Raw genomic sequence first — 12,414 nt, 5'->3', positions numbered from 1 at the left:
AGACAAAATCTAATTTAAGTTTTGACTAGCATCCCATCATTAATACCAAAAACAGTAAACTTTTAATATGATTTTTTGAATTTATATTTAACCCTTTGTGGTTGGAATTGGTTAGTTTTCAAAATATTTGTAACTTTGATATAGTTATTATTGGTTAGAAAGTTCTCAAACCCTATTTACCCCTCAATGTACAATAACCCATTGATAATCAAATTAATTCAGATTCTGTATCGGGAAATAGACCCTGTTTTAGATTATATGTAGATTTCAATTACAATAATAAAAAACCCTTTAAATGTAGAATTTAAAGGGTTTTTTATTTGTATATGGCTTTATTTCAAAAAATATTTTTCAATATTTGTATATGGCTTTATTTATAAATCTGGATAACGTTTATCAATTATATAATATTGATCCGTCAAAAAAGACAGATGGAATAATTCTATTCCATCAATTACCCGATTCAAGTAAGGGATATAATGAGCATAGCCGTTTATTTGACGGGTTATTACTTGGCTTCATGATTAAAGGATCCATGAAAATGCAGATTCATTTCCTGGATTACGAAATAAACGCAGGTGATATAGCGGTTTTACCGCCACAGTTATTAATGGATACAAAATACCTGAGTGAAGACGCAGAAATAGTAACCATTGGTATCTCCTTAGATTTCATGTCAGCATTTCCTATACTCCGTGAATTTGTAATGAATAATCAGATACGATGGAAACCTGTAATCAGGCTTCGAGAGGATGAAATCATGCTACAAAATGAATTAATAACCTTGATAAAAAATTTTTACAATAAAAAATCAAGCCCAAATAAAGCTGAAATTCTTCGACATCTTGTCATGGTAATGATCAATATGATTTCCGAAATATACACCGAGCTGCCCAATTCTCAGAGTTCGCCCAAAAGTAGAACGCACGAAATTATAGACGACTTTTATCAATTAATTTTAAAATATACCAAAGAACAGAGAAATGTTAATTTTTATGCAGATAAGCTTCATTTAACACCTCAGTACCTTTCCACCTTTCTAAAAGAAAAAACGGGTAGATCTGTATCACAATGGATTGATCATACTTTGATATTGGAAGCCAAAACACTCCTTAAATCAACCAATTTGTCAATCAAGGAAATCAGCAATGAATTAAACTTTGGGGAGACAAGCATCTTTTGTAGGTATTTTAAAAGAACAACCGGAGTATCCCCAAAATCATACAGAAATCAAAAGACAATAACCGGGCTTCCATAGGTAATTCACCAATCACTTTACAAATTGAACGTAAAATCCATTAACGTGTCAATGTCTGATTTTTGGACTCTGTCTACTTTTATGACATGAAAAAAACAGATAAAAAAGCAGCAGTTGGATTTATATTTATCACTTTGCTGATTGATATTACAGGTTGGGGAATTATACTTCCTGTTGTCCCTAAACTTATTGGAGAGCTTATTGATAGTGATATTACTGAAGCCGCTACATACGGTGGTTGGCTGGGTTTTGCTTATGCTTTCACTCAGTTTATATTTTCACCAATAGTCGGTAATCTTAGTGACCAATACGGAAGGCGTCCTATTCTATTGATTTCTCTTCTGGGATTTGCATTAGACTACCTGTTACTTGCAATAGCCCCTTCTATTGGATGGCTATTTGCAGGACGAATCATTGCGGGGCTCACCGGAGCCAGTATCTCAACGGCAAGTGCCTATATTGCCGATGTATCTACCGACGAAACCAGAACTAAGAATTTTGGATTAATTGGTGCTGCATTTGGTTTGGGATTTATCATAGGACCAGTACTTGGAGGGCTGTTGGGACATTATGGCGCCAGAATTCCTTTTTACGTTGCTTCGGTTCTATGTTTATTGAACTTTCTCTATGGTTATTTTATTCTTCCTGAGAGTCTGGATATAAACCAACGGCGACCATTTGATTGGAGACAGGCAAATCCCATTGGATCTCTTAAGTTTTTAGCAAAGCATCCAAAAATTTCAAGTTCGGTGATTGCTTTAATTTTAGTATATATTGGGCTTCAAGCTGTACAGAGCAACTGGCATTTCTTTACAATGTATCAATTTAATTGGTCTGAAAGAGCCGTAGGTTTATCGTTAGGAATATTAGGGCTTCTGCTTGGATTAGTTCAAGGTGTTTTAATAAGATGGACAGCTCCTAAATTAGGTGAGCAAAAAAGTATATATTTTGGCTTGATCTTTTACGCACTAGGTCTATTACTATTTTCTTTTGCAAGTGAAGGCTGGATGATGCTGATGTTTCTTATACCTTATTCATTAGGAGGTATCTGTGGACCTTCACTTCAGTCGATGATCAGTAAAAGTATTTCTTCAAATCAACAAGGTGAGCTTCAGGGAGCATTAACAAGTCTGGTAAGTGCAACTTCGATTATCGGACCGCCTATTATGACCCATCTTTTTTACTATTTTACTCATGATGAGGCTCCGTTTAAATTTTCAGGAGCTCCATTTCTCCTTGCTTCGGTTTTGATGATTATAAGTGCTATTATCATATATTATACAAGCAAAAAGACAAATCTTCAAATAAAATATAATGAGAAATATAAAACAAAAGATTAAAGGAAACCAGACAAACGCACATAAAGCAAGTTAAATAAAAACTTGATTAAATAATTAAAATATACTATTACAAACTCTCTTAAATATTAAATCTAAGGGAGTTTTTACTTTCTATAAAACTAACGACCTACAACTTCGGTACAATATCATAGATCAATCCATTTGTTTTTTCCTAAATTGTACACTACAAAATGAGACCAGACAAACTCACATATGGTAACTATAAAATTCCTATTCCCAAGGAGTTTGAAGAGGTATTCTCTCATTTCTATTTTGCTGAAAATAATTCTGAAATCCCAATAACTAAAACCCTGCTCCCCTCTTTCCAAACGATCATGGTTTTTAACTTCGGAACCCAAGCCTTTTTGATTTCCAAACAAAAAATAAAAATCAAAGTCGACAAATGTATTGTTTTGGGACCTATTAAATCCTCATTTGAATACTGTCTTCCGCCAGGCTCCAGCATATTGGTTGTAAATTTCAAGGATGATGCATTTTACCGTTTCTTTGGTAAAGCATGTTTATCAGATCATTTTCCTGTTCATCCTGACGAAGCCATGGAAGAAAATTGTTTTACCCACTTGAGGCTACAGCTAAATAACATTGCTAAAGTAGAAGAAAAAGTAAATCATATTCTCAATTTCTGTAAACCCTACCTCAACCAGCAAGATACCACCTCCAGCTTATTGGCTAACTTCCAATCGAATGCTATCAATCCCATTAAATCAATTGCTGAAAAGGTGAAACAAAGTGAAAGAAACATTCAATTAATACATAAAAAACACTTTGGCTTCAGTGCAAAAGAAATCAACAGGTACCATCGCTTTTTAAAAGCTATTGAACTGATTCAACAGATAGATTTTACTGAAGAAAAAATAAACTGGTTTGACATTATCAATCATTGTGGATATTACGATCAAAGCCAACTTATTCATGATTTTAGGCATTTCATCAATCTTTCTCCTAAAAACTATATAAAATTCCAACAGGATATCTGTCAGGCTACCAGTAAATAACCAATTTCGTTTTCTTACAATTTTTCACGTGCCTCCTATTCTACTTTTGTACTGTTCAATCAATTAAAAGTAACAATATGAAACACCTTATTATCTATGCCCATCCAAACCAGGATAGCCTGAATGCGCAGGTTAAGCAATGTATAGAAGAGATCCTAAAACAGTATGAACATGAAGTAGCTGTAAGAGATTTATATCAACTTGAATTTGATCCTATATTATCTATAGAAGATATGAAAGGACAACGAAATGGTATTGTAAACAAGCTTATAGAAAAAGAACAGGAATATATTTCATGGGCAGATGTGGTTACTTTTATTTATCCTATCTGGTGGACAGGGATGCCAGCCATTATGAAAGGATATATAGACAGAGTTTTCAGTTATGGTTTTGCCTATCGTTATGATCAGGGAATACAAAAGGGATTATTAACAGGGAAACAGGCAATAATTCTCAACACGCATGGAAAATCTCATGAAGAATATTCCGCAATCGGTATGGATAAAGCGTTATTGCTGACTTCTGATAAAGGAATCTATACTTATTGTGGCTTTCAGATCAAGGAACATTTCTTTTTTGATAAGGCTGACAGGGCAACTCCTGAGGCTGTGGCAGCCTGGTTATCTAAAATCAGGAATCTCTATACAATACATTGATGAGAAAAAGAAGCAGTTAGAAGTCTGCTATGAAGTAGGATTTGAAAACCTTCACTTAAATACAATAAACAAAAAATCCCGTATCAACGGGATTTTTTGTTTTATATTCAAATTTATTTGATCTCTACAGGCACTGAAATTTTATCCCAATCCATTGTAAATCCATTATTGTTTATTTTATAAACTAAGGTTTCCTGTGTTGCTGGTAAAGCTTTTGTTTTTACATCTACACGTAAAGCATCTTTAGCTTGTTCGTATTTATAAGCACCCCATTGTTTTGGTTCTTTGTTAAAAATAGCAGTCCAGGTTCCACTTTGTTTAGGGATCAGGAAAAAGCTGTATTTACCCGCAGGCAGCTTTTTACCCTGAACAGTAATGTCTTTATCCGTTTCAAAAGTAGTTGCTTCATTGGCACCTGCACGCCAGACTTTATCATAACCTTCTAAACCACCCCAGATGGTACGTCCTTTAACAGAAGGACTGCTATAGGCAATAGTAATGGTTGCATCTTTAATTTTTCCCGTTGCAGTAGCTGGAGGGCTGGCAGGTTTTTTAGTGTCCTGTGCAAAGGCATTCATGGAGACTGTCATTGTCGCAGCAAGAATAGCTACAGATTTAATAATAGTTTTCATAATATTTTTGATTGTTTGTATGTTTACTGTTATTCGATTACGAATTTACTACTTTCTGTTTATAAAAAAGCAACCCGATTGCCGAAAATATAATGACCGCTACTGCCCCTATTACATTAAGCCAAAGGAAAGAAACAATATCGAACTGATAAACGGCAATCACCACAATTTCAGATAATATGGCGCCCATAAATACATTTGAACCGTTGATTTTTTTATAATAAAATGCAACCAAAAATATCCCCAATATCGGACCGTAGAAAAGAGAACCCAATACATTCACAGCTTCAATAAGGGAACCCATTTGAGTAGCAAACATAGCAACTCCGATTGAGAAAATTCCCCAGGCTAAAGTATGCAGGCGACTGTATTTCAATTCGGTTGCATCATCAGGAATATCTTTTTTAAATATCAAATGAACATCTTTTAACGAACATGCCGCAAGAGAATTCAATGCGGCTGAAATTGAACCCCAGCTGGCGAGGAAGATTACAGCAAACAGTAAACCTATCATCCCTACCGGCAAGGTATTTTTTACAAAATACAGGAAAATGTAATTCGTATCCGTTTTCTCCGCATTATAATTTGAACTGTTGATAGCTTCCTCTACCCTTCCATGCAATGCTTTTACCTCGGTTTGTGTGTTTTTAAAATCCTGAATTGTTTTATTAAGCTCAGGAGAATTATTCTCTTTTAACTTTAAAATTTCTTTCGATTCTGCATTAAATTTCATTTGCAAATCCTGATGTTCTTTTTCAAAAACCGCAGCCTGTTCAGGTTTTGTTTCTTTTAAATATTGATAAGAACGTTCGTTAAAATAAATAGGAGCCGGTTTCAAGGAAAAGAAAGCAAAAAGCAAGGCGCCAATCAGGAGAATAGCAAATTGCATCGGAATTTTAACCAATCCGTTCAACAGCAAACCCATTTTTGCATTGGTATTGTCTTTGGCTGTAATATATCTTCCTACCTGACTCTGATCCGTACCGAAGTAAGAAAGTGCAAGAAAAAAACCTCCAATTAAGCCACTCCAAATATTGTATTTATCTTTCCAATCAAATTCTGTGGTTATTACATTGAGTTTTCCTGATTTTCCAGCAAGATACAGTGCATCGTTAAAACCAATTCCATTCGGCATATTCTGAATGAGTAAATATCCTGCAAAAGCCATTGTTCCCAGAATAATGAGAAACTGTAACTTTTGGGTATGGGCAATCGCTTTTGCACCACCAACATAAGTATAAATCAACAGAATACCACCTGTTAAAACATTGGTTAAATAAATATTCCAATTTAAAACACTTGACAAGATGATACTTGGAGCATAAATACTGATTCCCGTTGATAAACCTCTGGAAAAAAGAAAAAGCAGTGAAGTAAGCACCCTTGTTTTTTTATCAAACCGGTTTTCTAAATATTCATAAGCAGTATAAACATTTAAGCGCTGAAAAATCGGGATGAAAGTAATACAGATCACAATCATCGCCAAAGGTAAACCAAAATAATACTGAACGAAACGCATCCCGTCCGTATAAGCCTGTCCCGGCGCTGAAAGAAATGTAATGGCACTTGCCTGCGTAGCCATAATCCCTATCAACACAATATACCAAGGCATTTTATTATCTGCTTTAAGGTATGATTCGTTGCTTTTTTGCCCACGACCGATGAATACGCCGTAAACCACCACTGCAACAAGTGTAACAATGAGAACTGTCCAATCTATATTACTCATGCCCAGAATTTAGTAAACCAATAATAAAATACGATCTGCAATACTAATGCAACTGCTAATAATATGTACCAGACATTCCAATTTTTAAGTTGTTTGTTCATCAGTTTTTTTGTGCAGATAAAAAGTTAAAAAATAAACGCGCCGCACCCACATTTCCCGCAGGAAGCTGTCTGAAAAATGCCAATGGTGTATAAATAAAATTCCCCTTCCCATATTGGGCATATAAAGTGGATCCCTTCAATGACTCTTCATCTGTATCGTGCATTTCAAAAAGCGGTTCATATTCTGCATCCCATTGAGCAGGGAAATAAGCTCCACGTTCCTGCACCCAGCCTTTAAAATCATTCGCAGTAATTTTATTCGGAAAATTCAGTAATTTATGATTGGGATTTAAAAATGTAACGGCTGCATTTTCTTCGGTAACTCGTTTATTGGCAATACTGAAATTGTACATTCCCAATTGGTCAACGGTTGTATCCTGGTTGGTATTATACTGCATCACCAGATTACCTCCTCTTTTTACATAAGACCATAAAAAAGGCATCCAGCGTCCCAGCTTTTTCTCTGTGTTATTGGCACGAACACCCAATACGATGGCATCATACTGTGATAGCTTGTTTTGATTACTATTTCCAGCAGATTCATCTATGTTTCCATAAAAGTCTTCATCCTTCAAAACATCCACCTGAATACCTGAAATACGCAGGAAATCAGGAATAAAATCGCCGGCACCTTCTACATATCCAACTTTTTTAATTTTTGATTGAATATCGCCTTTCATTACGATGGCAGTAGCTGGCGCAAAATATTGTAAGGAAGATAAATGCGGGTACTGAATTAATATTTGTTTTTTATTATAAGTGATTCCCTCTGCAATAAAATTGGCATCCAATTGCAAACGAGATGAATTGATTGAGGCAAGCTTAGTTTTGGGAATAACATAATCGACAGTAAAGTCTTTCTCATTAAGTGAACTTAAATCAGCACCACCTAATCGTTCTTCGTTATACATCAGATTTACTTTACCATTACTGAACTTTTTGCTGGAATTAACCTTAACATTTAAACTCAAATGCAGATCTTCATTTTCTCTTGCCACATAAACGGGTTGTGTAAATTTCAGCTCCAATGCAGGAACAATGCGCAATCCTTCTACAACATCACCCCGCACAGGATCTAATTTTTTGAAAGATAAAGGAAGTTTAACCTGAAATTTTTCTGACCCGATTTTTAAACCAAGTAAAACATTCAGTGGTGATTCTGCCTCAGGCAAACCGACTAAAGTATCATTCGGAACAGAGAAAGTGGCTGCATTTACAGGAGGTTTTGCTAACCAGTAAGGTTCTGTAAGTGCTGCATCTGCAGGAATCTGAATATCGTGTTGAATGGTAATTAAAGAATCTTTTGATAATTTTCTATTGAAGCTTTCTGATTGACTTAACCATTTTACATCTTCTAAAACAACAGAATTTGCTGCTCTTGAAATCAGATTTAGCCTGAAATTATAATGATCTCCGGCAACAGCCTCAGCCTGATTAGTAACCATCTCCCCCATAAATCCGGCACAGCTTAAAATGATACGGTCAAGAGATTTAATTTTGTCCCTTTTCAGATCTTCATCTTTTAACTCCATGACCTTTTTTCGCAAAGCTAGCAAAGCAGGTAAGCTAAGGTCAGGATTATTGAAATTAAAAGTAGAAATAATTTTATCTAATGACTGGTCAATATCTGCATTTCCTTGTGAAGTCCAAGTTTTAGCTACTCCGTCAAAAAGTGTTGTTTTTGCAGGTTCGCCAATAACATGGGCAAAATATTCAGTTCTGATTCCGGCTACAGATTGCGTTCCTGCTCCCTGGCTTTTATGCAAACTTCTGCTTAATCCCGCCAGTTCTCCGTAGCCCATTCCCAATTGTGGATCATATTGCCCAACGGTAACTTTCAGTTGATTTTCATTGGTTGTATTCACTCCACCAAAGCGGAAAGTATTCCACAACACTCGTTTTGGCTGCCATACATTAACGTATTTCAGTTGATCCGGAAAAGCCTTTTTATCGCCTGCCAGCTTAAAAGCTTTTTCTGCAACTACAGCCGAAGCAGCATGTTGTCCATGCCCCGCCGCTGCAGTAGGAGGAAAACGACAAATGATAACATCAGGACGGAATTTACGAATTACCCAAACTACATCTGCTGTAATACTGTCTGCATCCCATTGTTTAAAGGTATCTGTAGTATTTTTAGAGAACCCAAAATCAATCGCACGGGTAAAAAACTGCTGGGCACCGTCTAACTTTCTTGCCTCTAAAAGCTCATGCGTTCTGATTAAACCCAATGCAGCGCCTTGCTCTGTACCTAATAAATTCTGACCGCCATCACCTCTGGTTAAAGACAAATAGCCCGTTTCTACATTTTGGTCGTTGATTAACCATGACAGCAATCCCGTATTTTCATCATCGGGATGAGCCGCAAGATATAAAACTTTAGGCAGCTGTTTAAGGGTTTTTATTTCGCGGTAAATTTCAGATGATTTGGAAGGTCGGACCTGCTGAGCCGAACAAAAAACCGTATAAAATCCAAGGATAAATACAGTACTTACTTTTTTGAACATTTAATTTTACTTTGCAGAGCAAATATAAGTAAATCATCTTTCTTTCAATAGTAAAAGAAGTAAACTGTGAATTTCATAGAAAAACTATTCATTTTTTATTAAACCACAAAAGTTACAAAAGTTTTTGAACACTAAAGTTTTTCAAGTTTATAAACGTTGCGCTTAGAAAGTACACTTAAGGTATGTTGAAAATCAAAGATTTTCATATCATATAAACTTCGTTATGGGATATTTCCTTCAACTTTCTAAAGGTTGTCAAGGCGTTAAAAATATAAAAACTTTTGTAGTTAATATTTTTCCCAGATAACACAGCTATGCACAGATGATTGTGAATAATTTTTTACTCACCCATCAACATTCAAACAAAAAATATTTGATTTTTTTTAACTTAAGTACTCTTCTCAACATCTAGCTTGTCACTAAAATAAACTAAGGTGTCTAAAATCTTTTGTAACTTTTGTGGTTAAGTTTAAACAGATTTCATGTATGAATCAGGGTTGTAAAGAAAATAAAAACTACTTATGGTTTTCTAATTATATTCCTCGTAAGATAAATATAATTAAACATGCAAAATGTAGCTACCGCCCCAAAAGTATGCCATAAAAAGTGTGTCCCGAAGCTGAACCATTCCCATTGATCAACGATGCGGAAAGTGAGCGCAAGAACAAAAGACAATAAAGCAAAACCTACCCATTTTCCAGCTTTCCATTTGGTATAGATTAAATAACTTAATACCGAAAAAAGCACAAATGAAGCCATAATTGCATAATTTACATTGATAAAGAGAGATGTATTATCTATCAAAATCCAATTTCTTAAACCCAACATGAGTACTATATAAGCGAGAATCATTACAACAGCATAGTACCATCTGATGCTCTGAGCTAAAAAATAAAATCCCGCAGACAAACAGAGCAACATGATAGGCATCCAATCCATCATAATAAATACCGACCATTGTCTGAATGAATGATAAACAGTTCCTCCTATGGCACCAATATATAATAGAATTAAACAATAGGTTAAAAAAGGATATTTTTTAAAATTCCCCTTCATTTTAACAGTCCAAAAAATAGCTATGGCTAAAAATAACAGGGCAGTTATGGCATTGAATGGTTCAGGAAAAAACTGAGCCATATCTGTTTCTTTATATAACATGCCTCCGTCCGGAGGTATTGGGTTTATCGGCATTGTCTTTTTTTATATCATATTTATAAGCATGCTTTAGAGTGCAAAACACAAGAACAAAGTACTTTCCTAAACATTTGTAAACGTGTATATTAATAGGCTTCTAAATATAGACAAAATTATGGCAAGATATACCTTCATGTACCCGATTATATTTTACAAAAATGTTAATTCTACTCTCACTACTCAATAGATCGTATTTGAAATTACTTTTTGATTAAAAAGATGAACGTAAAAATTTATCATGAATGAAGAGAGAAAAATATCCACAAGATCTATGCAATTGGTAGGAACCAATAATCCAAGCAAATTTCTTGGGCATTATCTATTTATTAACGCAAAGTTTTTTATTTTAATACTGCTTATTTCAAAGGGCAAAGAACAGAATCAACGTTGTTGATTCGATGAAGCCAATATTTTAGTAGTATGCTTATTCACCAACGAAATTGTAGGGCTTTACTTATTTTGATAAATCAACCATTTCCTTTTCTCATCAACCAATTAAAGAAAATTAAAACAAAAAATCCTAACTTTCGTCAGGATTTTTCAAGTAAAATAAACTACAATTCTCTACTATTGTAGGATTTACATTATTTTTTCACAAGCTCTACTCTACGGTTTTGCGCTTTTCCTTCTTCAGAACTATTATCTGCAATCGGCGTTTTGCTGCCGAAGCCTTCTGCTGATAGTCGTGCTTTATCGATACCTGAAGTAGTGATCGCATTCAATACTGCTGTAGCACGGTCTTTTGAGAGTTGGAGATTATGGGCATCATTTCCGCTGTTATCCGTATATCCGTTAATAGCAAGTTTCAGGTTGTTGTCGTTTTTCAGGACTTTTGTTATTTCATCTACGGCTATTTTACCATCAGATTTTAAGCTCGCTTTATCTGTATCAAAATTAATATGTAATATCGCCTTGCCTGTTGCATCTAATGCTTTTTTTATTTCATCAGATTTTAATATTGAAATTGTCTGCTCAAATGGTGCTTTCTGAAGAATTTGTATTGCTCCTGTCGCCGTATTTCCATAAAGCTGAATATAAATATCATCGCCATTTTGCCTTCTTATAACATATACTTTTACGGGTTCATTCCAATAATCTATAGAGCCTTCTTCGCCAAAATACCTGGCTTCTTCTTTTATTCTGTCAAGTTCTTGCTGAGAAACTTTGCCATCAAATATTTTTACACCGCCCACTTTTGTAATAGCATCATCATAGCTTTTCAAAAAATAGGGCAACGACCATTCTTCTTTATTGCTTTTTTCGTTTACTACATAGGTTTTCCATACCTTTCCTTCTATTGGTGTCATTACGCCTTTAAGAGGAAAAAACAGCATATCATAACTTCTTTGTACTGGTTTGTTTTGAAAGTTTAGTCCTTTGGGGAAACTGAAAAAGGGTAATTCACCAACTTCAGCAGTGGAAACCGGTACGGAGTTGATATCAAAATTGCCTGTTCCGTCCGAAGGTTTTTCTGTAGCGGCAGTATTTCCTATGGTGACAGTATCCTTTGGTGCATCTGTTTTCTGTTCAGCCTTTTTGTTACAGGCAACAAGCAAAGCGCCTATTGATGAAATGATCAGTGTCTTCTTCATTTTAATAAATTTAGCTTTTGGGTGTATAATTTTTTTAAATAGTGAGGAATAAAATAGTACGAATCCCTATTCATTAATACCTACATTAAAATCGTCCGATATTTTTTATACTTAACTATTTTTATGACACTAACTTACAAATAAAATACGAATGTAAAACTCTAAGCTTCAATAGAATCAACTAAAGATCATTTATCCATTGAAAATATTTAATTATTTCATGAAAACATAATGATTTTCCAGCCACTTTTTGCTCTCATTGAGAAACATTTTTTAAAAGACAATAGATTTTTAACACTTAAGATTATTTCAAGTTACAGACTTTATGGATGAGAAGTACCTTAAGTTTTTGAAGATGTTTGATTTTCTTAAATTTTCTAGAAAGATTTAAA

The 12,414-nt window shown here is 34.6% G+C and carries 9 protein-coding genes; 4 read left to right on the top strand and 5 right to left on the bottom strand.

The window, feature by feature from the left end; all coding sequences use genetic code 11:
• The first annotated feature begins 364 nt into the window (after window positions 1-364).
• The 4 genes from BBI01_RS01030 to BBI01_RS01015 all read left to right on the top strand — a co-directional run bounded on the left by BBI01_RS01030 (window position 365) and on the right by BBI01_RS01015 (window position 4,270).
• Window positions 365-1,258 (top strand): helix-turn-helix domain-containing protein, encoded by an 894-nt coding sequence (locus BBI01_RS01030; protein ID WP_065392834.1) that lies wholly within the window; start codon window positions 365-367, stop codon window positions 1,256-1,258.
• A gap of 86 nt (window positions 1,259-1,344) precedes the next feature.
• Window positions 1,345-2,598: a TCR/Tet family MFS transporter gene (locus tag BBI01_RS01025; RefSeq protein ID WP_065392833.1), complete on the top strand. Its 1,254-nt coding sequence runs from the start codon at window positions 1,345-1,347 to the stop codon at window positions 2,596-2,598.
• A 191-nt stretch (window positions 2,599-2,789) separates the two neighbouring features.
• Window positions 2,790-3,614: a helix-turn-helix domain-containing protein gene (locus tag BBI01_RS01020; RefSeq protein ID WP_065392832.1), complete on the top strand. Its 825-nt coding sequence runs from the start codon at window positions 2,790-2,792 to the stop codon at window positions 3,612-3,614.
• Window positions 3,615-3,691: 77 nt separating this feature from the next.
• Complete coding sequence (locus BBI01_RS01015; protein ID WP_065392831.1) at window positions 3,692-4,270, top strand: NAD(P)H-dependent oxidoreductase; 579 nt, start codon at window positions 3,692-3,694, stop codon at window positions 4,268-4,270.
• Window positions 4,271-4,383: 113 nt separating this feature from the next.
• On the opposite strand, the gene BBI01_RS01010 is transcribed toward BBI01_RS01015, so the two are convergent.
• From BBI01_RS01010 to BBI01_RS00990, 5 genes are all read right to left on the bottom strand, one after another.
• A complete protein-coding gene (locus BBI01_RS01010; RefSeq protein ID WP_065392830.1) occupies window positions 4,384-4,902 on the bottom strand; it encodes a DUF2911 domain-containing protein in 519 nt (172 codons plus the stop codon).
• Window positions 4,903-4,939: 37 nt separating this feature from the next.
• Window positions 4,940-6,631: a sodium:solute symporter family protein gene (locus BBI01_RS01005; protein WP_065392829.1), complete on the bottom strand. Its 1,692-nt coding sequence runs from the start codon at window positions 6,629-6,631 to the stop codon at window positions 4,940-4,942.
• Window positions 6,632-6,731: 100 nt separating this feature from the next.
• Window positions 6,732-9,236, bottom strand: coding sequence for a PIG-L family deacetylase (locus BBI01_RS01000; RefSeq protein WP_065392828.1), 2,505 nt, complete (start codon window positions 9,234-9,236; stop codon window positions 6,732-6,734).
• Window positions 9,237-9,755: 519 nt separating this feature from the next.
• Window positions 9,756-10,427 (bottom strand): hypothetical protein, encoded by a 672-nt coding sequence (locus BBI01_RS00995; protein WP_065392827.1) that lies wholly within the window; start codon window positions 10,425-10,427, stop codon window positions 9,756-9,758.
• Between the two features lie 587 nt (window positions 10,428-11,014).
• A complete protein-coding gene (locus tag BBI01_RS00990) occupies window positions 11,015-12,022 on the bottom strand; it encodes an OmpA family protein (protein ID WP_065392826.1) in 1,008 nt (335 codons plus the stop codon).
• Between the last annotated feature and the right edge of the window lie 392 nt (window positions 12,023-12,414).

Origin of the sequence: Chryseobacterium artocarpi, from assembly GCF_001684975.1 — a bacterium.
GTDB classification, from domain to species: domain Bacteria; phylum Bacteroidota; class Bacteroidia; order Flavobacteriales; family Weeksellaceae; genus Chryseobacterium; species Chryseobacterium artocarpi.
This window is presented reverse-complemented; position numbering and strand designations above follow the sequence as displayed.